The 23,086-nt window shown below is 39.9% G+C and carries 18 protein-coding genes; 1 reads left to right on the top strand and 17 read right to left on the bottom strand.

What is annotated here, in order from left to right; translation table 11 throughout:
- Positions 1-67: 67 nt before the first annotated feature.
- The 14 genes from FERPE_RS09845 to ord all read right to left on the bottom strand — a co-directional run bounded on the left by FERPE_RS09845 (position 68) and on the right by ord (position 19,379).
- On the bottom strand, positions 68-1,378 hold the full coding sequence (locus tag FERPE_RS09845; RefSeq protein ID WP_014452478.1) for an alkaline phosphatase: 1,311 nt from the start codon (positions 1,376-1,378) through the stop codon (positions 68-70).
- Between the two features lie 185 nt (positions 1,379-1,563).
- A complete protein-coding gene (locus FERPE_RS09840) occupies positions 1,564-2,154 on the bottom strand; it encodes a hypothetical protein (RefSeq protein ID WP_014452477.1) in 591 nt (196 codons plus the stop codon).
- A gap of 24 nt (positions 2,155-2,178) precedes the next feature.
- Positions 2,179-2,979 carry a thermonuclease family protein gene (locus FERPE_RS09835; RefSeq protein ID WP_014452476.1) on the bottom strand — a complete coding sequence of 267 codons (801 nt, stop codon included), beginning with the start codon at positions 2,977-2,979 and terminating at the stop codon, positions 2,179-2,181.
- 38 nt (positions 2,980-3,017) lie between these two features.
- Positions 3,018-4,673: a hypothetical protein gene (locus FERPE_RS10285; protein ID WP_014452475.1), complete on the bottom strand. Its 1,656-nt coding sequence runs from the start codon at positions 4,671-4,673 to the stop codon at positions 3,018-3,020.
- A 22-nt stretch (positions 4,674-4,695) separates the two neighbouring features.
- A complete protein-coding gene (locus FERPE_RS09825; protein WP_014452474.1) occupies positions 4,696-6,975 on the bottom strand; it encodes a M26 family metallopeptidase in 2,280 nt (759 codons plus the stop codon).
- A 100-nt stretch (positions 6,976-7,075) separates the two neighbouring features.
- Positions 7,076-9,433: a GLUG motif-containing protein gene (locus FERPE_RS09820; RefSeq protein ID WP_014452473.1), complete on the bottom strand. Its 2,358-nt coding sequence runs from the start codon at positions 9,431-9,433 to the stop codon at positions 7,076-7,078.
- 30 nt (positions 9,434-9,463) lie between these two features.
- Positions 9,464-10,918, bottom strand: coding sequence for a thermonuclease family protein (locus FERPE_RS09815; RefSeq protein ID WP_014452472.1), 1,455 nt, complete (start codon positions 10,916-10,918; stop codon positions 9,464-9,466).
- Positions 10,919-10,960: 42 nt separating this feature from the next.
- Positions 10,961-12,031 carry a hypothetical protein gene (locus FERPE_RS09810; RefSeq protein WP_014452471.1) on the bottom strand — a complete coding sequence of 357 codons (1,071 nt, stop codon included), beginning with the start codon at positions 12,029-12,031 and terminating at the stop codon, positions 10,961-10,963.
- A 362-nt stretch (positions 12,032-12,393) separates the two neighbouring features.
- The gene (pruA, locus tag FERPE_RS09805; RefSeq protein ID WP_014452470.1) at positions 12,394-13,968 is read right to left on the bottom strand and encodes an L-glutamate gamma-semialdehyde dehydrogenase; all 1,575 of its coding nucleotides are present in this window, start codon (positions 13,966-13,968) and stop codon (positions 12,394-12,396) included.
- A gap of 41 nt (positions 13,969-14,009) precedes the next feature.
- On the bottom strand, positions 14,010-16,208 hold the full coding sequence (gene oraE / locus FERPE_RS09800; protein ID WP_014452469.1) for a D-ornithine 4,5-aminomutase subunit OraE: 2,199 nt from the start codon (positions 16,206-16,208) through the stop codon (positions 14,010-14,012).
- Positions 16,201-16,575, bottom strand: a complete 375-nt coding sequence (locus tag FERPE_RS09795) for an ornithine aminomutase subunit alpha (RefSeq protein ID WP_014452468.1) — start codon at positions 16,573-16,575, stop codon at positions 16,201-16,203. Before FERPE_RS09795 ends, oraE begins: the two co-directional genes overlap by 8 nt.
- A gap of 34 nt (positions 16,576-16,609) precedes the next feature.
- On the bottom strand, positions 16,610-18,031 hold the full coding sequence (gene ortB, locus FERPE_RS09790; protein WP_014452467.1) for a 2-amino-4-oxopentanoate thiolase subunit OrtB: 1,422 nt from the start codon (positions 18,029-18,031) through the stop codon (positions 16,610-16,612).
- A complete protein-coding gene (gene ortA / locus FERPE_RS09785) occupies positions 18,028-18,351 on the bottom strand; it encodes a 2-amino-4-oxopentanoate thiolase subunit OrtA (RefSeq protein WP_014452466.1) in 324 nt (107 codons plus the stop codon). Before ortA ends, ortB begins: the two co-directional genes overlap by 4 nt.
- A 17-nt stretch (positions 18,352-18,368) precedes the next feature.
- Positions 18,369-19,379, bottom strand: coding sequence for a 2,4-diaminopentanoate dehydrogenase (gene ord, locus FERPE_RS09780; protein WP_014452465.1), 1,011 nt, complete (start codon positions 19,377-19,379; stop codon positions 18,369-18,371).
- Between the two features lie 418 nt (positions 19,380-19,797).
- On the opposite strand from ord, the gene FERPE_RS09775 reads away from it, so the two are divergent.
- Positions 19,798-20,112, top strand: a complete 315-nt coding sequence (locus tag FERPE_RS09775; RefSeq protein ID WP_014452464.1) for a hypothetical protein — start codon at positions 19,798-19,800, stop codon at positions 20,110-20,112.
- A 37-nt stretch (positions 20,113-20,149) separates the two neighbouring features.
- Here the strand turns inward: FERPE_RS09775 and purB are convergent, their stop codons facing one another.
- The 3 genes from purB to flgL are packed head-to-tail and all read right to left on the bottom strand — an operon-like array spanning position 20,150 to position 23,051.
- Entirely contained in the window at positions 20,150-21,445 is a 1,296-nt protein-coding gene (purB, locus tag FERPE_RS09770; RefSeq protein WP_014452463.1) for an adenylosuccinate lyase, read from the bottom strand.
- A gap of 4 nt (positions 21,446-21,449) precedes the next feature.
- On the bottom strand, positions 21,450-22,121 hold the full coding sequence (locus tag FERPE_RS09765; protein ID WP_014452462.1) for a tRNA1(Val) (adenine(37)-N6)-methyltransferase: 672 nt from the start codon (positions 22,119-22,121) through the stop codon (positions 21,450-21,452).
- 36 nt (positions 22,122-22,157) lie between these two features.
- On the bottom strand, positions 22,158-23,051 hold the full coding sequence (gene flgL / locus FERPE_RS09760; RefSeq protein ID WP_014452461.1) for a flagellar hook-associated protein FlgL: 894 nt from the start codon (positions 23,049-23,051) through the stop codon (positions 22,158-22,160).
- Between the last annotated feature and the right edge of the window lie 35 nt (positions 23,052-23,086).

Below are 23,086 nucleotides of genomic sequence, written 5' to 3'. Positions count from 1 at the left end.
GCAGGGGCAGAAAAGCTTTCAGAAAACTAAAGGAATGTGATGAACGATAATTTTCACTAGAAATGAATTAATACCCACTACCGGTTGTTTTAACTTCAGGAAATGAAATTGCCGAAAGTTTTGTTATCTTCATAATAATCTTAGGAATGTCCGTGTTGTCCATAAAACCTGTGAAATAATGTGCACCGGGTCCAAAAGCGTAGACTGGGACGGGTGCAGCTGTGTGGTCAAACGTTGTCCAGCCAAATCCAACTTTTTCACTTACAAACCTTGCAAGTTCTCTTCTCAGATTGTTTGAAGGAATCTGTCTCAAGTTTTCGTATTCGGCATCTGTGATAGATATACCATACCATTCTTTAAGACCCGCAATAAATTTTTCTTTATCTGCGATGTTGTATTGGCTTAAGAACATCTGTGTAGTTCCTTTTGCCTTTCTTGCAAGTTCCACGTTAATTGTGTAACCACCTTTTGAAAGTGACAATCCACCTGTTTCGTGGTCACCGGTAACAATCACAAGTGTGTTACCATCTTTAGCTGCAAATTCGAGAGCAACTTTGACAGCGTTATCAAATTCCACAACCTCTTTCCAAACTCCGTAGAAATCGTTCGAATGTGCTTCCCAATCTATCTGTGAGCCTTCAACCATGAGCATGAAAGGTTTACCATCCTTTGAAAGAAGTTCGAGGGCTTTTTTGGTCATAACATCGAGGGTTGGTTGAGCTGATGACCTGTTAGAAACTGGGTCAAGATGTCCCTTGGCAAATAAACCAAGAACCTTTGAAGACTGAACAGTATTAAGTTGTTCAACTGTTGTTATATATTCATACCCTTTGCTTTTCATCACTTCTATGAGATTAAGCCCATCTGTTCTTCTACCACCTTGCGCAGTTGGGACAAACATATCCCATCCGCCACCAAAAATGACGTCAACAGTTCCAGATTCAGCGAGCTGTTTAGCAAGGATTACTTCATCGTTTCTATTTGTTACGTGCCCGTACATTGAGGCTGGTGTGGCATGAGTTACCCTACACGTAACTGCCAAACCAATGTTGTAACCAGCGCTCTTTGCAATTTCAAATATTGAAGGCATCGGTGTACCATTTGGTAATACGCCTATCGCACTGTTCAATGTTTTGTATCCGGCAAAGAGGGCCGTCCCCGCTGGAGCAGAATCTGTCACCCATGAATCAGCAGAGTAAGTCGTTTGTATAGCTGTGTAAGGCAATGTCATAGTTGTCAAAACTCTTCCTTCAAGTATACTTGCAAGAAGAAGCTGGTTAAAACTCATACCATCTCCGACAAGGTAAATAATATTCAGCGCAAATGAGATAATGGTTACAAATACTAAAAATAACAACACGAAACCCCTAAGTTTCATACTCAACACCTCCATCATTTTGATTTCCCCCGCTTCCTCCCCGGGAGTTATCCAGAAGGACTTTAACATATTTCTATTAGCAGACGTTTTAAAACTGTTAAAAACCTTTAAAAACCTTAAAAAGCCAGCTGGTTTTCTCCCAGCTGGCTTTCTCATGCATTCATGCAAATTACACTCATTTTTTTTTAGAATTTCTTTATATCCTCCGGCATCCTTGGAAGTATTTCATACATATCCTTGTACAGATACATAACACCCGTTACCGAAACCTTGTCTCCAACTTTTAGCGTATTAACTTTAAATGGCACTTCTTTTCTTATATACACCAAAATCTCGAACTTATCGGTCTTTACTTTGAACTGGTACTTCTCAACAGAACTCACAGTTCCTGTAACTACAACCAGGTTGGACAGATATTTTTTGAAGTCCGCGTCTTTGAGTTCAACAGCCGTTGGTGTAGCTGAGCCAATGACCTCTACTTTGTCTGGTATAATCTCAAGAATTCCATAGTAGACCTTTGTTTTGCCAACAACTTTAACAACATCACCTATCTTTAAGTCAACAGGTAAAACTTTGCCGTATAACATGATTCCAGCGGTCTCATCTTGCATATACGTTGTCAAATTTCCAAGCACTCCAACTGGGGCAAGGATGATACCAGTTGCTTCAACCGTTTCGCCTTCTTTTAGTTTGTAAATATCCGCAATTTTGACTAAGTTCTGCGCAAAAAATACAACACTCACTACCAACAAAAGCGTTATCAAAAGCTTTTTCATACCGTCAATTCCTCCCTTTTGTTTTTAGTTGACGATTTTAATTTCAAACGGTGCGCGTAGCATAATCATATATTTCCCTTCGTAGTTGTCATACCAAAGTTCACCGTAAAATCTCACTTTTCTACCCTTTAGACCATAGAGGTTGTACCCATTGAATAAATTGTTGTACTCACCACTTCTTATCTTAACAAGCGCAAAGTCCGAATAGATGTAGTAAGTATCGTTAGAAAATTTTACATTACTAACATCCATCTCAAGCCAAACAATCTTACCTTTATAGGAACTCATCTGGCTTGCCTTGGTTTTGTCGATAACTGGTGCGTTATCGTATTTCGAGAATATACCTTTTCTGTTTTCGTATGCCCTTTTGTAAGCGTCAACGATTGCCTTAGTGTAGTTTGGAACTGATGTGCTGTCGTAAATCAAGGGTCGAGCATATCCATTCTCAGTAAGTGATGCTTCATAAAGATACTTCACACCGGTTTGCCTATCTTTTCCAAAAAGGTAAATCAAAATCCTTCCATAGCTATCTTTCCCCTTTTGCTCGTACGAAAGCTCAAATTGACTTGCGAACCAGTAAAGATAATCTTTTGCATTCTGCCCATACTCACCTATCGGCTTATCTCCTTCATGAATTTCTGGTGCGTCGATTCCAATGATTCTAAATGATAGTCCTGAAACTCTCAGTGTATCCCCATCGAGCACTTCAACATTACTTATCGCTGTTTCTTGAGGTGAACAAGAACTCAGTATAAGGGCAAGAACCAGGCTAACAGCGATTACAAGAAAAAATACAGCGTTTGTTTTGGATTTTCTAAAAACCATTCCCCTTCTTCACTCCTATGTAGCTTTTAACGTCAATTTTATTTTACTTCGATATCTTCTTGTTTCAAAGGCTGGATTTCAAATTCGTCTTTAAATAGTGTGAATATACCCGTTACCCTAACGGTCTTTCCTTCTGAAATACCAGCCAAACTAATTCCTGTTGCACTCTTAATGTAAACCTTTACCTTAAAAGCACCGGCATTTACAATGAAATTATCCTTTCCAACGCTCTCAACTGTGCCGGTTACATATACAAGATTTGAAAGGTAAGACTTGTCAAGAGACTTTAATTCAACAGGTTTTATATTTCCTTTACCAACCACACTTATGTTATCTACAACTATCTCAAGAATGTTGTTGTAGACTTTCGTTGAACCACTCACAACAACTATATCTCCCACGTTCAAAGTTGTAGGAATAGACCTTCCATACAGCATTATCGCTCCTGTTTCATCTTGGATATATGTTACTGAATTGCTCAGCAATCCAACTGGTGCAAGGACAGTACCAGTGACAGTAACCTTTGAACCTTCCGGCATACTGTAAAGGTCGGCAATTTTGATTGTTGTCGGTTGCTTGCTTTCTTGAACTGCTGGTTTTGGAGTAAGACTTGCGACAAGCGATTGAGCTGCACCAAGTAGGTCTATGCTTGTTTGGTATGTATACGTAAGCTTAAGGAGAGCAAATTGTGTTGTTGGAAGTGCAGAAGAAGCATACAAGTCACCGTTGGCAAATGAAAGCGAAAAATCTCCAACATTCAGCTTCACACCATAGAGTGGCAACCAACCACTGCTTGCCCAGTTGCTGTTGTATTTGGCAAAAACACCAACGTAAAATCCTGGGAAGTTGTATCCAACTTCACCCATAACGTTCCAAGAGCGTGGTGCATTCGGGTTTGAGGGTTCTCCTGTTGCAAAACTCAAATCGTATTTATTTGCTCCAATCCAAGCAAACTGACCAGCTGCAAACCAAGGACCGGATGTAAGTTTGGCACCGACCAAAAAGCTTGGTTCATTAATTGTGTTCGTTGCTGCACCGATACCAGCCCAGTAATCAACAGTTCCAAATGATATCTTCTGGGAATTGGAGTAATTCAAAGATACTTGGTAGTAGCGAGTTTCGTAGTATGCACCAAAACGACCGAAATTGGTTGTAAGGGTCCCGTAAAGAGCGAAAGTTTTCATTTCTGTGCTGTATGCTCCACCTACTTCGTATGAATAACCATCAAATTTGCCATAGACATAACCGACAAATCCGCCAAGCCCTGGTGATGTATTTGAGGTGTTGTATGTGTCGAACTTCAGCCCTCCGAGCGAAACACCCTCGTATTGAGAAGTCAAACCTCTTGAAAGCCTCATCCTACCCGCTGCAAGGTAGATAGTCTGAATGTATGGAATATTAACAGAAAGCCTTGTATCAACGAAGTAATACCTCGGGACGATGAAATCATAGTCAAAGAGCTTAAAGGTGGCATGTGAATATGTTAGATAATCGGTAAATTTGATTGCCACGGAATCAAAAGGTGCTGGTGGTGTGATTGTCCAATAGGCTATCGGGAAATTATCAAGATTTCCCAAGTTCATGTCGTAGGTTAAATACCCTGTTAACTTGAAATCAACTTTGAAGGCAAATGAAATTAAAACCAAAAAAATCGAAAAAACTAAGACAGCATATCTGATTAATTTGCCGCTCAACTTAACTCCCTCCCCGTAAAAACTAATTTTCCCATTTCAATCTTGGATAGTCGTTTCCTTCATCGATTGTCCAGATGTTCGTAAAGTCCCAACCAGAGAATGTTGCTTGCTGTTTCATTTCGGATGTTGTTTTACCTGTTGCATATGAATCACTAACTCCTGAACCTACTACTTGTGTATCGTAATATGAACTTGTCACAACTGGATCAGTACTCCCTGTTTCTTTGTATGCTATGAAAGCCTTACCGTTTGTTATTGAAGCAACCACGTAGTTGTTCTCTATCACCGCATCTGCTGCAGAAGTTGCGCTGAAATTACATATAAATCCTGCCGAGGCTGTTGTACTTGAGTAATCACTACTCACTTGTCCTCCCTCAACATAGCAATTCTTCACAACTACCGCAGGCTGACCTGAATTCACTTTTAACCTACCAAGCAATCCTCCAATTGCATATTTCACCCCAGAAACTGTAGTATTTCTAACTGCACATTCCTCAATTTCCGTCCCATCTATCGCTTCTCCAATCAGCCCTCCACCATAGCCAGAACCGCTGTATGTTACTCTAACAGAACTCTTAACAACCTTAACCCTGTAGATTTTAGAAAGTTTAGAAGCTCCTGCTAACGCTCCTGCGCGGCTACTCGCTGTAATATTTGCATTCTCAATTATCAAATTCGTCACCGTCGCATTGTAGAGATACCCAAACAAACCTACATTGCTCTTTGTAGTATCGTTGAAAGATATATTCATGATTTTGTGCCCATTTCCATCAAACACTCCAACAAATGCACTTGTTGAAAGATCCGAGCTATATGTTCCAATCGGTGTCCAATCAACTCCTGCAAGGTCTATATCTGCCTCGAGTCTGAAATACTTGTTAGCACTTGCAAGCGCCCTTACGCTAATTAAGTGCTCAGGTTTTGTGATTATATATGGATCATCTTGTGTTCCGGAACCTGATTCGAACGAGAACATTTCCCATTCAGCATACAACGGCATCTCAAGTATTCCTTCGCTTCTTTTGGCTTTACCGTAGAAGTTAGTAACCTTACCTTCTAGCGAATTTTTGAACTGTTCAAACGTAGAACTAAACAGATATTTGAAGTTACCTGCCGATATTGTTATTTTGAGCCAGTTGCTAACGTTAATGTTAACGTTTCCTGTTGCGTCTTCAGTTACATCTGATACTGTTCCCGAAAAGATAGCATAGTTGCCTTCAATGTATGTGTTTGAACTTTCAACCGTAATAACCGAAGCTCCAGAGAATGTCGAATAAACGCCTTTTTTAGAAGAGTACGCAGATTTGTAGGCATTCTTTAGCAATTCATATATTGCCGCATCTTCCCATTCTTCAGCAAGGTTTGGAACAACAACACCATCTTTCAGAGCCTGTTCTTGATACAAAGTCTTACCATCCTTGCTGAACAAGAAAGCGTATTTCTTTCCATTCTTTTCACCCTTCACAAGAACTTGGACAATCCCTTCTGGTTGGGAATTTATAAATTCTTCGAGCTTCGTCTTTGCCGCTGAAGGATTTACACTATCGTCTATTCCTATAAGTTCGTAAGTTTGCTCACCCACTTTAAACGTTTTACCATCAACTACTTCGTCAACAAAAACACCAACCCCTGGATAGCTATCTCCAATTTCTGCACTTAGAACTTTCAAACTCCAAGCGCCATTTGAAAATTGCAAATAACCTGTCAAAGTAGCTTCCGTGTCATAGGTGTAAGGAAGGAAGAGACTTGAGCTTAAGGAAGCAACATTGATAGTTGCTTTTCTTTTGTTTACCTTATCATACTCATATGTAAATGTCATCTTTCCACCATTGAGTATACCGTATACCTTAACGTATTGGAAATCCCAGAGAGCACGAGTTGTAATGCTTACATTATTTGCAATGTCGATTGTCAAAGCGGTAGGTTCAACTGTAAGTGTTTCTGCTGCAAAGTTTTTATAACCACCCTTGCTGAAGTCTATTTGGACGGAATCTCTGTATGTTGTTCCTATAACATTAGTCAGCGTGACTTTCTTTCCAACATCCGAAGAGTAGAACCCTGCCTTGTAGACATAAATACCAGTCTGCCCATCGTGAATGATTGCGTCACTACCTGACACATAAATAACTGTTCCTTCAACTTTATCGAGCAATACCGGACCTGCCGAGTTCAAAATCTTTAGCTTTGCATCGTAGATGTTCTTAACCGACAAAAGTGATGGATGTTGTGGAACACAGCTTGTTATGACAAAAACCAAAACCACGCTTAAAAGAGCCAGAAGTGCAATGGACCATTTTTTCACCTATACCACCTCCGAGATATGAAAAATAATTTTTGGTCATTCGGCCAAAAACCCGGGGCAGAGCCCCGAGTTTTTGGATAATCATCGCATTTGGGTTGTATTAAAATTCCCATTTCAATCTTGGATAGTCGTTTCCTTCATCGATTTTCCAGATGTTCGTAAAGTCCCAGCCAGAGAATGTTGCTTGCTGCTTCATTTCGGATGTTGGTTTACCTGTTTGCAAACTGGCTGAAGCAGAACCAGCTGTTTCTCCTGCAACGTCTGTATCAAAAAAGTTATTACCACTATCAGATGTAGCAGGAACACTACTACCGCCTATGAAACCTTTCCAGTTAGCATTACCACTCATATTTGGAGCAACAGCGGCATAGCAGTTCGCTATCTTGACTGAGCCTCCATAAGTTGTGTTCTTGGACACAAGCCCAATTAAACCACCTATGTTGGAACTCGTCGTTGACATGAAATTCACTGTTCCTGTGGCATAACAATTTTCAATAGTTCCTGTTTCAACTGCATTAGCGTAGAACCTTCCTAGCAATCCTCCTGCACGTGCATTGTCGTAATTCGGAGCTGATACTGTCACATTGCTTGCAAAACATTGACGAATAATCATTGTATTCGTTGAGGAATTATCCGCATTAACATCACCTATTAAACCTCCAACGTAAGCATAGTAACTGTTTTCAGCTCTCAAAATTGAATTTCTTACACCAACTTTTTCAACAGTAGAGTTTTTTGCACAACCAGAAAGAGCTCCGACATATTGCTTTGCTGTAATATTTGCATTCTCAATTATCAAATTCGTCACCGTCGCATTGTAGAGATACCCAAACAAACCTACATTGCTCTTTGTAGTATCGTTGAAAGATATATTCATGATTTTGTGCCCATTTCCATCAAACACTCCAACAAATGCACTTGTTGAAAGATTTGAGCTATATGTTCCAATCGGTGTCCAAGTTACACCTGTAAGGTCAATATCGGCTATCAGTTTGAAATATTTACCTGTATTCAAATATTCAGACTTGCCTATATTCTGCAACTGCCTTGCATTTCCTATGAGGTATGGCTCATCTGCCGTTCCACTTCCACCAGCAAAGTCAGAGAGTGTAATGTTTGATTTTTCAAGTTCTGTCTTTTGACTTTCGCCATCGTTGTTGTATGCACTAACTGCTACTTTTTCAAGGTTGTTCCACTCAGTCAATGGAAGGTCAATTGTAATGGTTGTTGTAGTGATGTTATCTTGAACAAGAATGAAGTCATTATCTGTTGCTAGCTTCTTGTAGACTTTGTATTTTACATCTTGTCCTGAAACAGCATCCCAAGTGAGTGTGAGCTTTTGTGAGTAGTCTTCATAACTTCCTGCTACGTTACCTGGAGCGTTTGGAACTTGCAATTCTGTGATTTGTGTTTTTTCAAGCACTTTCAATCCACTTTCCTTGTCATCTACAACCGCGTTGATTGCAATACCGTTTATTCTGTCATATTCGCTTTGTGTGAAGTTAACAATAGTAAATGTCTTGTTTTGCGTATTGCCAACATATTCGTAATATGTGTTGTTATCGTTATCTTTGAGCTCTTTGTAAATATAGAATGTTGCATTCTGCTCTTCGTAGTTCCATGAGAGTATAAGTTCATTACTGATTTTGTTCCAAACTGCCGTGAGATTGCTCACTTCTGGTGCATACGGGAGTGTTATCTGCGTTAGAACGGCAATCACCTGGGGTTCATTTCTTTCAGAATCGAAGACAACTTTAAATGTGACGTTTCTTACTCTATCTGGGTCGATTGGAATCGTCACTTGTGCAGGATTTGACATGTTACTCCAATTTTCTGGAATTGTATATTGGTCCTTAGCAATTAAGCTAATTTTGAATCTAACCGTGTACATTGATGGATAGAGTAATTCTTCTACCATTGTTTTTGTACTGGATATTGTTAAGCTCTTTTGTGTCCATTCTGTCGCTATGTCTTTCTTAAACTCAAGCACCGCACTATCTACATTGTATCTTTCCCATACCGTGCTATCGATTTCTACGTTTGCTTTCAATGTTCCGTTGACAAGAATTCCATCGATTACCACCTCGTTGTTTCCGGTTGTAATCGTTACATTTTCTTTCTGTCCTGTGAAAACTCTTGTGTTGTCCGAACGCTTTGCCTCAACATAGAAGCTATAAGTTCCTGCATTTGGAAGTGTAAAACTGAACGATGGGTTTGTCTTGTTTGTGGTTTCCGTTGAAAGAATGGTTTGGTTGCTTGAGTCTTTGACCGTGAGGTAAATCTTTTCAATGTCGGAGAAGTATCCTGTTAAACGTGGTTCGAAGGCTTTTACAGTTGTTGAACTCAGTAAGTTCACGTTAACTTTAACTGAAACAGGACCCGTCACAGGTTTTTGTGTACAAGAGAAAAGCACCAGTAAAATCGTTAAACCTAAAGCTACCCAGTAAAACTTTCTCATACAGTACTCCCCCTTCAAAAAAGTGAAATTTCAGTTAATAAAAACTACTTCAAACGATGCTCTCAAAAGGATTTTATATGTTCCACTCGTATTACCGGGCCAAAGCTCTCCGTAAAACTTGACAAGTTTGTTATTCAAAGAATACATATCGAATGGAGCAACGAAGTAATCGTATTCCTCTTTGCGCAACTCAACTGTTGCCCATCCATCGTCGAGTGTCAATGTGTATTTACCCGTGGAATCTTTTGAAATGTTCGTAATTTGCCCTTTTAGCCATACGATTTTTCCCACATAGCTGTCTTTGTCTTGAGTTGATTGTTCAACAATCTGTGCACTTTCATATTTAGAGAATATACCTTTTCTATTTTGATACGCTAATTTGTAAGCATCTACAATGCGTGGTGTGAACCTTTCATCAACATTTTCTTGGTAAAGTAAAGGCCTTGAAAGTCCGTTTTTCAGAGATTCTTCCGGATAAAATTTTTCTCCAGTGTTGTTAAGAAGGTAGACTAAATATCTTCCATAACTGTCTATTCCTTTATTAATAATACGAACGTATCCATTTCCGGATGAAACGAAGCTTTTAAGAAATTCTGTTGATTCATCAGCGTATTCTCCTCTTGGTTTTGAACCTGTTTGGACTTCCGGAGCATCGATGCCTATCAATCTATATGACTGTGTCCCTACCTTGAACGTATCCCCGTCATGGACATCTGCAGTATTTACGTATAACAAACTTCCGATGTCACTTTCCGAAGGAACAAGAAGCTTTTCAACGATTTGTTCATCTTCGGAAACATCAACAAAGACAAGCCTGCTTTGTTGAACCTTGGAATATCTTTTATCATTCGAATTTGTTTGCGAAGTAAGAATTCCTTCCGTGGTAACTTGCCAGATACCAGGGTAAACTTCTACAGCCAAATTTCCAGAGGGCTTACCTACGACTTGCGTAAATTGAACAGCAGTTCCGTTGAGTTTTTGGAGAGTCACTGTCGCATGTTCAGTAAAAAATGTTATATCCGTTGGTAATACATTCAGGTGTATTGTTCCTGAAGCAAGTTTTGTGTCGATTATTATATTAGTATTTTGTGCATCAACTGTGGAAGTTGAAGAACCATAGAAATACAATTTGTCTTGATTTGAATCTTTAAAGTAAGTTTTTACGTCGAAAGTGTATGTTCCAGGTGCTAAGTTAAAAGTGAAGTTCCCTAATTGGGTTGCATTTTTTGTTTCAACAACAGAACCTGATTCCAAAATAGTAATCTGCACCATCGAAATTTGCTTGTTAGAAAAGGAATAAGGTAATGCATTGCTTGATTTACTTGTATTTAAAACATCCGTTGGAAGGTTTATAGTAACACTCACCGCATAACTCTTTTGAAAGAGATGTGTATTGGTAAAGGTTACAGAACATGAAGTCAAAACTAACACAAAAGCTGAAATTACTGCCAAGGAAGAAACTACAATTTTTAGTTTGTTTGTCACAGTAATTTTCTCTCCTTTCCAAGCTCTTTAAACATTAAAGTATCATTTAACGATAAACTTATCCCTTGAGATAATGAATAGTTCACTTTCTTTTGTTTTATCAGCGCTAAGCACTCTAACACCAATTCCACTGATTTCTTCTAAGTCAAACTCTGTTTTTTCAAAGGTCGTACTTGTTGTCTCTCCAATCAATTCATACACCTTTTCATTCTCATTCGATGGATTGTTGTATTCCTTGTATATCATGAACACAACGTCTGGAAGCGTGTAAGTGTATTCCACTAACAATTTCTTTTCAGCTTGGTAATACGTAACAGTTGCTTGTTCAACAGGTGGAACGTATTCAGGAATGTTAATACCAACATTAACATCAGGAGCCGGTATTTCAATTTCTGCGTTGGAGACTCTGAATTTCCAAGAGTTGGTTTCGTAGAAGAGATATCCCGTCAAGGTGGCTTCAGCATCAACTGTGATGGGTTTATCAACATTAAACTGGTTTATTAAACTGATAGAATATTCATCTGAGATTTCAAATACCTGGTTCTTTGTCCCTATAGAGTATGTTACAAAATACTTGTTGCTATCGCTGTCAAACCTAATAGTTCCCCGAACCGTTGAATACAAACCGTTCATTAACGCAAATGCTTCCTTCAGAGATGGTGCAGGAAGCTCACCTGAGGCGTTCAGATTCTTAGCTTGAGGTGGGGTTTTACCAGAGAGGTCTACAAATATTTCCGTAGAGCTTGTTCTCTCAAGGTAGAATGCTTTGTTTTTGTAAACCGCTTTCACAGACTTTAATTGTATCTCTTTCCCGACATACTTGGAACTCAAACCTGAATTTTTGAACATTATCGCGGTCTTGTCATTTGCAAGAATCAAGCTTGAATCTTCAAACCTATAAACAACATAGCCTTTCAGGTTAACCGTAGTTTCGGTATCCTCTGAAGAAACCAGGAGATCGTTTTTCACTTTTTCAATATTTTTATACACCGTTTCTTCAGGTTGTGGTTGCGGTTGTTGAGGTTGAGCACCAGGTTGACAAGATGTTAATGAAAACAAAGCCATGAACAGTAGCACCGAAACCGATATAAAAATCAGTCTACGCATAAGCATACACTGTCCCCCCAAAGAATAGATATCTTAAACATGCTTTCACGAAGAGTAACCTTACAGGATGGGTAGTTCATTATAGCTTATTATTATACCACAAATGTTAAGATAATTTTAAGTTCTTACATTCTTCTATTTTTTGCGCTAAAAAGAATAAAACTGCGAAAATCACTTTTTTTCGCAAGTTTTCTTTTATTTTAAGATACTCAAAAATTTAACTTCGCTGAGCATACTTAATCGTTCAATCTTCTTTTATTAACTCGTTAGCTTATATAGACAACTTTGGAAAAATTCCAAGTCAAGCAAAAACTCGGCTGGTTTGCTACTACCAGCCGAGTTTATAAATGTTATCATTTTTCCGCTTTTTATATCTTCTCACTTATCGCCTTTGCTTGCAAGAACAAACCAAGGTAATCTCTTCCTCCTGCTTTGCTGTCAGTTCCGGACATGTTGAATCCACCAAATGGATGGACTCCGACAAGTGCACCCGTGCATTTTCGGTTGAAATACAAGTTACCAACGTGGAATTCTTCTTTTGCCCTTTCGATGCGTTTTCTATCTCTTGAATAGAGTGAACCTGTAAGTCCGTATTCTGTCGAATTAGCAATTCTTAATGAATCGTCGAAATCTTCTGCTTTGATTATAGCGAGCACAGGACCGAAGATTTCTTCTTGAGCAATCCTTGCATCCCAGGCAACATCTTTGAAGATAGTTGGTTCTATAAAATAGCCTCCAAGGTCTTCTCTTGCATTTCCGCCATAAATTAGCCGTCCTTCTTTCTTGCCAATCTCGATGTAGGCCATTATCTTTTCCATCGAACTCTTGTTTATCACCGGACCAAGCCAATTTTCTTTGTATCTAACATCTCCTATCGTTATCTTCGATGTTCTTTCTAGGACTTTTTCAATTACTTTGTCGTATACATCTTTAACAATTATTGCCCTGCTACCTGCACTACATTTTTGACCTTGGAATCCAAACGCACTGACAACGATTCCTTCTGCAGCAGCATCTAAGTCCGCGGTTTCGTCAACGATGACAGCGTCTTTTCCACCCATTTCAAGGACCGTTCGTTTAATCCAAATCTGACCAGGTTGTGGTTTTGCAGCAAGTTCGTGTATGCGAAGTCCAACGTCTTTTGAACCGGTAAAACTTATGAACCTCGTTTTTGGATGCTTGACCAAGTATTCCCCAGCCAACGCACCACTTCCGGGTAAGAAATTAACCACACCATCTGGTAATCCAATTTCCTGGAGCACCTCAAAGAATTTCGCTGCAACCACCGGACTATCGCTTGCTGGTTTCAAAACAACCGTATTGCCCGTAACTATTGCTGCGCTTGTCATTCCAACGAGTATCGCAAGTGGGAAGTTCCATGGTGGAATGATGATGCCAACACCAAGTGGTATGTATCTTAGTTCGTTGTATTCACCCGGAATTCTGACGAGTGGTTGTTCCGATGCATAGCGCAACATCTCGCGTGCATAAAATTCCAAAAAGTCGATTGCTTCAGACGTATCTGCATCTGCTTCTACCCAGTTCTTTCCAACTTCGTATACCATTACCGCATCGAATTCTAACTTTCGTTCTCTAATTCTTTTTGCAGCTTTGAGCAAATACTCTGCCCTTACATGTGCAGGTGTCCTGCTCCATGTTTTAAACGCTTCCCATGCTGCCTCAAGTGCTTTTTCTGCCAGTTCTTCATTTGCACTGCTTACAATACCAACAACTTCGTCTGGTTTGCTTGGGTTAATTGACCTAATCTTTTTCTCTGTTTTATACGGCTTACCCCCGATAACGATGTCATACTCTTTACCAAAATCTTTGTAGACTTTTTCGAGTGCTTCTTTCATCCTTTGCTCATTCTCAGGAATGGAAAAATCAACATACGGTTCGTTTTTGAAAGGTGGTATAATCGTCCAATCTGTTGCTTCGTACATCCTAATCCCCCCTGGAATAGATTTGAGTTTCCATTAATTTTTTAATTTCCTTCCCTTTCTTTGAGCTTCTTCACAATAAACGAAGCGACATGGATACCTTTTGTGCCTCTTCCGAATCCAGCATCAACACCGTTTTCTACAGCCATATCGTTGTTTATCTGCGTTCCACCAACAATGATTAGCACTTTATCCCTGATTCCTTTTTCTATCGCAAGTTCGTTGAGCCTTCGCATGTTCTTGATGTGAACATCGTTATGCGTGATTATCATGGATGCAAGGATTGCATCAGCGCCGGTTTCGATTGCAGCATCGATAAGTTTTTCAGGTGGAACACTCGTGCCAAGGTATACGTATTTGATTCCGTATTTTTCAATACCGCCATGCTTAATATCAAGGATTTCTCTCAATCCAACTGAATGTTCGTCTTCCCCAACCGTTGCAGCGACCACTTTAATTGGACGTTTGGCAACATATTCGAATATCTCTTCTTCTGGCAGGGTTTCTGGTTTTTTCGGCAGTTTGAGTTCGTCTATTTTTATTTCAAAAGGAACTTTTGCTTTAACTTCGACATACGTGCCTTCAGCAGGATGTAGCACGGTTTTTGCAATAATCGTTGGGTCCTCAAGTCCGAGCTTCTCACAAACCGCAAGCGCTGCTGCCTCTGCATATTCTTCTGGCAATGCGAATGTCATGTCAAGCTGAATCCAGCCATCTGAATACCATTCGACTTCCGGTTTGATAACGTTCCTTGCTTTCATGTCTTTTATACGCTGTAATCTGAGGTTCACGTTATCTGTCTCGTCGAGTTCATCAATAAACTGTATCTTTTCTGGCTTGTGGAATGTGCAACCACCAATGAGGTCACACGGTTTTTCTATGCCTTCAGGCAGGTTGTTGTATCCAAAGTGTTCACAAACTGGAGCCATGTAATCTGGGTCTCTTGGAACAACGGTTCCAGCTGCAATTTCCCCGTCTTTCTTTCGTGCAATTCCATCACCAAGCCTTTCCGGATAGTATCCGTTGTCAACAAACATACCAGCTTCGAGTGCTTCGAAATAACCGCCCATCTCAAGAATCTCTTCAAGCATGAGAATAGCTCTCATTTTCAGCTCTCTGACTTTTTCTCTGATTGCTTCTTGGTCAATCTTTACGTATTTCTTTATACCATCCATTGCAAGGAGAGTATGCTTTGCTGTTTCGATTCCTCTGATGGAGTTTATATGCCATGGCACATTTCTTCCTTCGTCCGGGGTAATTGTTGATTGTAAGTCTGCACTTGTCAACCTTGAAAGTACGACATTCAGAACGTGCACCCTCGTTGCATCAAACAAGTCTGATTCGATGTATCTTGTGTTCATCTGAGCTCTGAATTTGAAACCTTTAAAGAGTTCTCTAAGCGCTACAGCGTATGGTAAATCTATTCTCATCTCCGGTAGTGGTGCAATCACTGGAGGAACAGTTGATAGCGCGATGTTTTCTTTTGGCATGCCAACCTTTACCGAGAACATACAGTTGATACCATGTTGGACAAGAAGTTCAGGCATAACGGTCCATGCCAATTTTGCTGATGCATTTGCGTTGTGCGCACCATCGATTTGTAGCATGTTTGCCCATGCCATTATCTTCTTAGCAACCGCTGCGTCAACAAAAGACCTAACAGGGTTAACACCTCTATAAAGAATATTGTACTGTGGGTCTTGGTGTGCACCGTTGACTCCTTCTTCAGCAAACAATACTGCAATCTCGGGACCTGCAACACCAGAGACATAGCTATGGAAGTTTATAGGTCTTCCTACTTCATCCTCTATCAAATCTAACGCTTTTCTTGTCGCTCTGACCTGCTTTCTTGTGATGGGTATTCCACCAACACCTTCCGGTGTTCCTTCGATAAGACCGTCAAAGTGTGATTGGCCAAGAGTTCTAATAACCATTATATGGTCCGCACCATGCCAGGCTGCCATGCGCATTCTTCTGATGTCATCTTCGAACCTTCCAGAAGCGATTTCACTTGTGATGACAACGTCCGGTTGTGGGTCAATGTTGTTGAAATAGTGCGCAGCTGGCAACGGAATGCTGTTTTTCAAAGGTTCACTTATTTGGTAATATTCGTATCTATCAACCTTTGTTCCTTCAGGAAGTTTCTTTCTCCAAGTCCAGCCTCTTCTTCTTGGGCGGTATTTATCGAGGTCTTTTAATATTTCTTCAACATCGATTGGAACTTTTGGGTCGAGTTTATCCATTCTTCTTCACCCCTTTGAATATCCTGTCAACATCGTCCCAATATTCTCCATTTATCATTCTTCTTCCCGCTTCAATGTAGTCGATGTTGTGTTCTTTCGCTATTCTCCAGACGATGTGACCGGCACCCTTTCCAAGGAGTCCCCTTTCGAAAATCATGTCTACAAGCTTTTTAGCTTCCAGACTATTGAATCCCATTCTCAACAGAACTGACCTTTCAATAGACGGACTTGTGTGTGTTCTAGCAAGTTCGACAAGCGGGTCAACAACTTTCTCGACAAGATGCCAAAAGTAAGCGTTGAGTTCTTCATCGGTCATATTTTGAAGATGTTTAGACCTTTCTGCGAAATCATCCGGTCTTGGTTTCATCCGTTTCCCTCCCCATTCAGCTCTTTGCTCTTTTCTATAAACTCTTTTTGACTTCTTCTATCCACTTGATTATTTCTTCTCTTGTTGCTCTTAAATCTTCTTCTAGGAATTTCATTTCAGTTTCAGTGAATTCACTTCTATTTTCTCGTTTGATAAGTTCTTTCAAATAGCTCTTTTTCATCTCTTCAACAGGATATTCGATAACACCAATTTGCGAAGGATGTTCCGGAATTGCTATGACCTTCCCGGGCACATCTTCTTTTATTGGGTCTCCACGTTTTACAATCATACCCATCTTCTTTGCAAATGTGAGCTGAGCTGACGGCAATTTACCAGCACCTGTGTATTCTGTTTCGTTAACCACTATAGTTTGGTCTTCATCCATCTCAAGGGCAAGTGCTATCGCTGCTGTGAGTGATGTGTTGCCCGCAGGCCCTCTTTGCAATCCTTCAAGTTGAGCGAGCATTTCCGTAACGTAGAAAACCTCTCCTTGGGTCACAAGCACATATCTGTCCATGTATCTTAGAGGTCTTGCTGCGTTCTTTGGAACATCGGACCTATCTGGAAATACTGCAAACGGTATGCCGAATCCCGTGTGACCTGTTGTAAAGTATTTCCTGTTAAAGTCCGTGTCACTTGCCATATGTAGACCTCTCAAATCAACACTTGCACCAATGACCTTCGTTTGCGTTGCTCCGGCTTTTCTTAACCCTCGTGCAGTCCCTGTTATTAGCCCTCCACCTGCATGTGTTACAACAACGGCATCAGGAAATCTACCGGTCAATTCTTTCATTTGCTCAGCAATTTCATACCCAAGTGTTTCAATGCCTGCTATCGCGTACGGAGAATAGAGCGACGCATTGAAGTAACCCGTTTCTTCAAGTAATACCAACGTGTAGTAGAATAGCTCTGGTCCTACCGTCAGTTGCACAACTTCTGCCCCGTATGCTTCACATGCACGTCCTTTTTCAAGAATCTCAGGTTGACCTCGCCATTGGCTGTCGTAACATTCCTGGACTATTATGCACTTTAAACCCCTTTTTGCAGCTTGAGAAGCAACAGCAGCGCCGTAGTTACCACTTGTGGCAGCTATAACTCCTTTATAGCCGAGCTTTTGAGCATGATATACACTTACTGCCGCCCTTCTATCTTTGAAACTTCCCGATGGATTTGTTGCTTCGTCTTTCAAAAATATCCTTGCACCTTTGCCTTTTGGAGCTATCTTTTTGATGAGTTTATTTATGTTTTTAAGCTCTACCAAAGGTGTATTACCAACGCATGTTTCAGCCTGGATTTTTCTAACTTCTTCCAAAGAATACCCGACTTCTTCCATCATCTTTTCATAGTCAAATGCGATACCTTCTATGATAAATTTTTCGTAATCTATACCTACAGCCTTTCGCATTATCTCAGCACGTCTTGCCATTACTGCAGCATAAGACCTATCTTTGTTCATTTGTCATCACCATCCGATGACTCCAGAATTTCCCTTAATTCCAACCCTATCGTTATGAGTTCAGGAACAGGTTCACCAAAGTCGTGCTCGTATTTTGGGTTGACTGCCACAAGTTTTCCTGTAACCAACCTTCCTGTCATCGTTTTTATGGTAACAGTCGCTCCTATTTCTGCCACTTCGTCTTGTAAAAATCCCTTAACTCTCATTTCGAGTGGAACTTTTTTTGTATCCTCAGGCACTTGTGGAGCACGTTCTTCAGGATGTAGTATAGTAACCTGAATTTGCACCCAGTCACCTTTTTTGGCAAGGTTAGCGAGCACTGAGCTCACCTCCATATTTATCTTGTGAATGAAAGAATAGACCTGGGGACTGGCAAGTCAGCCATACATTTCAAACCAGGTTGTGCACCAATTACTATTGGAATCATATTAGTTGCAATCGCTATTGTTGCTTTTCCTCCAGGAATTTCTGGTTTTATAGAAAGGTTTATGTTTATGTCTCCGTATATTTCTATGTAATCTCCTGTTTCAACACCTTCAAGGTGCGGGTGTATCTGCTGTGGATGGTAAAGCTCAATGACACATTTGTCTCCAACGTATGCTTTTGCTGAATGGTTACAACCTGCTACCATGCCAGGTTCAACTTTAACGACTGGGGTTTCCCTGTAGACATTAGAAATTATAGGTTTCCTTTCTTCCTCTATCTTTGTGATATTCCAACCTAAGGCTCTTGCTATCATCGCAATGCTTTGTGGGAATCCAATATGACCAACGATGGTGCCTTTTTTCAAGCCTTCTTCAAATTGCTCTGGTGTTGTGCCAACTCCTTGCGTTTCCATAACTGTTTTTCCAAACGGTGATAGGTCGTTTATTCTTTTTGCAACTATTCTGTCAACTCTTGTGCAGACTCCCGTCAGAGCAATGATTAACGTATCAAGAACAAATCCAGGATTGACACCGGTTCCAAGTATCGTCACTCCGTATCTTTTTGCCAAGCTGTCCATGTAAAGTGATTCTTCCGGATGGGAATCAAACGGAAATGCCATTTCTTCAGCTATTGTAATAACATTTGCATGGTTCTTAACTGCGTACTCAATCTGTGGAAGAACGTCTTTAACAAACGAACTCGTTGCGATAACTACAAGGTCTGGGTTTGTCTCCTCAATAACATCAATAGAATCTCTTACACGAACACCGTAGTTTCCAAGACCAAGCAATTCACCAACATCTTTACCTATGAATTCTGGATTTTTATCGATAACCCCCACCAGTTTCATGAACTTACTTTCGATAATATTCTTTGCAATACCACGTCCCATAGCACCAAAGCCCCAAGTTACTATTCTCATCACAATCCCCTCCCGTTACAAATTGGTCTTTTCGTTAAATCAAGAGCTCTCTTATTAATTTTACACAATTTCACTATCGCAATTCAAACGTTTCTAAGTGTATGATAGTTGCTATAACCAAAGAGATGCAATTATAGCCCCTCTATGCTCGCTTTCTCTCTGTTATGCTCGTTTATACTTTAGTATGCAATGCGAACAACAAGACTTAAAAAATGTAGTTCTAGAATTCTTTTTTGAAAAAATGTAACATAAAACAATCTTACTATTAGTGCGGTAGAGTGATACACTTAATGTGAATTTAACATAGTTTTTTCACTAATTGCTTATTGAAAGTTACATTGAGAATGATATAATAAGCGTGAAAACAAAAAATAAGGTGTTTAGTTTTTTCATAACTTATTAAAAGGAGGTTGGAGCTATGGCATCCAAAAAAGGTTTGACAGTAACACTTATCGTCATCGCTATTATTGTGGTCGCTATCATCTGGGCAGTAGCAGCAAACAAGAGCAAGGCATCTGCCGAAGCAACAGAAGCAACAGAAACAACAGTTGAAGAAGCAACAGAAACAACAGATTACACAACAGAAGAAAGCACAGATTACACAACAGAAGAATACGATGAAGAAGGGTATGAAGAAGAGTACACAACAGAAGAATCAACAGATTACACAACAGAAGAATCAACAGAAACAGAAGAATCAACAGATTACACAACAGAAGAATCAACAATGTAATTTTTTAAAGGAAAAAGCGGGCTTAAAGCCCGCTTTTTTACTTTTTCTCAAACCTTTCGTAGATTTTATCAATGTTTTTAAGATAGTAGTCTGGTTTGAACAATTCCTCAAACTTTTCCTCAGTGATTAATTGACTTATCTTTTCATCAGAACGTAATCTCTCTTTGAATGACTCACCTGTTTCCCAACATTCCAGAGCATATTTTTGAACAAGTGTGTAAGCCTCTTCCCTACTCATTCCAGCTTCTACAAGTGCAAGGAGTATCCTTTGAGAATAAACCAATCCTTGGGTTATATCTATGTTCTTTTTAACTTTCTCCTCAAAGACTCTCAAATTTTCAATTAGATACCTTGCTTTTTCAAGCATATAGTAAATTGTCATTGTTGAATCTGGGAGTATGTATCTTTCCGCAGATGAGTGTGAAATGTCCCTTTCGTGCCAGAGTGCCATGTTTTCAAAGGCAACTTGTGCATAGCTTCGCATTAACCTCGCCATACCCGTTAATCGTTCACAAAGGATTGGATTCTTCTTATGAGGCATAGCTGAAGAACCTCGCTGTCCTTCTTTGAATGGTTCCATAGCTTCAAGCACTTCCGTGCGCTGTAAATGCCTTATTTCAATTGCTATGCGCTCAATTAAACCTGCAATTATAGCAAATGTTGCAAGCAAATGTGCTATATAATCGCGCGAGATAACTTGTGTGGCTACAGGCGTAGGTTTCAGTCCAAGCTTTTCAAGAGCAATTTTCTCTACTTCCGGAGAAATATTTGCGTAATTGCCAACAGCACCACTTAATTTTCCAACAGCTATCTCTTCACGAACTCTTTTTAGTCTTTCAATATCTCTGAGAAGCTCCGCATACCATGAGAGAAACTTCAATCCAAAAGATGTGGGTTCCGCATGAACACCGTGTGTTCTACCAATCGTAGGAAGTGTTTTGTATTGGAGAGCTTTCTCATATAGAACCAATCTTAGCTTTTCCATCGATTCCAAAATGATATCTGTTGCTCGGATAAGAACGAGTGAATTAGCCGTGTCAACAACGTCAGATGAAGTTAGTCCATAATGGAAGTACCTTGCTTCATCTCCCATATTCTTTGTTACGGACTTTATAAACGCAATAACATCATGGTCAACCACTTGCTCTGTAGCTAATATGTCATCCACATCAATAAACGCTTTTTTTCTAATTTCTTCAGCTGTTCCTTTCGGTGCAATGCCTACTTGTTCGTATGCTTCAACCACAGCAAGCTCAACTTCGAGCCATCTTTCATACTGGGCTTTTAAAGTCCATAAACTCTTCAATGGTTCAAGTGCGTATCGTTCTACCATCTAACTACACCCCCCACTGTGGTGGGTCAATTATCAGATTTTGCCCACCGTTTTTCTTCCCTCTAACAACCACCAATTTTGCCTCTTTCTCAGGTGTCCCATGTAAAAAGCACATTCTTTGCACAGTGAGATTTACCTCACTTAGATAACTCAAGACTGTTGTTAAAATGTTTGGTGAAAAGACAAAAACAAACGTTCCACGGTTCTTTAGCAAATACGAGGCGCTCTGTGTAAAACTCTTTATTGTTTCTAAATCAGTTGTGCGACTCAAGCGTCGTATTTTGCTTGGGCTTTCCTTACCCTTCCCTGATAAATGGAACGGAAAATTCGATACAACCATATCAAACGTCTCTGGTTTATAAAAATATTTCACGTCTCTAACATCCAGATTTCTGAACTTTACTTTATCATCAACCTCGTTTAGCTTTGCACCAAGGTTTGCAAGTTCAACAAGCTCACTTTGAATCTCTATTCCTTCAACAGTAAGATTATACAGTTTGGCAAGTGCGAATGCAACTATTCCCGTTCCACTTCCAAGTTCTACAACGGTTTTCACATCACTTGTTGGCTTAGAATACCAAACTAAAAAAGCCGACGCGTGCGTCGGCTTGTGATACGGTGTATCGGCAGTTTTTATCCCTCGCAAAATCTCTGAAGAAAATCTTCCAAGATTCATCTCAAAATTTTCCCCTTATTTAAAATTATCCAAAAGTTATCCACCAACGAAATCAACAAGTGATTTTTGTATGGCCATAGCTGCTGATTTTAAAGAAGCCTCAAGCACAGCTTGTTGCATACTCAGTTGCGTCAAAACCTTTGTTAAATCTGCATCCTGCTCTTTTGAAAGGTATTCAGTGTTGAAAAGTTTCAAATCTTCTATTCTGGAAGCTACCATCTCTGCCATTCTTGACGTTGCACCAACGGATGCAAAATGCTCCATAACTGAACGCTCCAAAATACCGATTTCTTTCAAAGATATCTCAGAAAGCTTTCTTTCATTTCCTTCGTATAACGCGTTTATTGCATCATCGATAGTGGAAAAAACAGTCTTACCGTTTTCAAGGGTAAAGACGTCGTAAACCGTTACTCCATAAGTAATAGTGTAACCTAACGCATTGATTCTCCTTTTTACATTTGCTTCTATGGGTGTTTGTATGTTACCATTTTCATCAACTGGTCTCAGCTCTGACCTTGCACCACCGAAGATATACTCATCCCCTACCCTTGTATTGGCAATCTCGATGAGATGCTCTTTCAACGCCTTGAGCTCAGCTGCTATCGAATTTCTTTCGTCAACAGCATTTGTGCCATTCGCACCTCGGACCATCAATTCACGGATTCTGTGGTAGACATTCGATAGCTCTTGAAGTGTGGTGTCGTAAGATTGGACAAAGTTGTTGACATGGTCAACGTTCCTTTTGAACTGTTCGAGTTCTCTCAATCTGCTTGATATATTAGAAGCTCTTGTAGCAATAACAGCATCATCGCTAGGATACTGGACTTCCTTTCCAGAAGAGAGTTTATCATGCATTCGTGCGATTCTGTACAAACTTTGCTGAATATTGAAAAGAGTTCGTTCGTTTATCATGTTGTTCGTAATTCTCATACACATCACCTCTCCCGCTATCAAGACGAAGAAAT

The organism is Fervidobacterium pennivorans DSM 9078, from assembly GCF_000235405.2.
GTDB lineage: Bacteria > Thermotogota > Thermotogae > Thermotogales > Fervidobacteriaceae > Fervidobacterium > Fervidobacterium pennivorans.
Note: the sequence above shows the minus strand (reverse complement) of the source record. Positions and strands in the feature narration are given on the sequence as shown.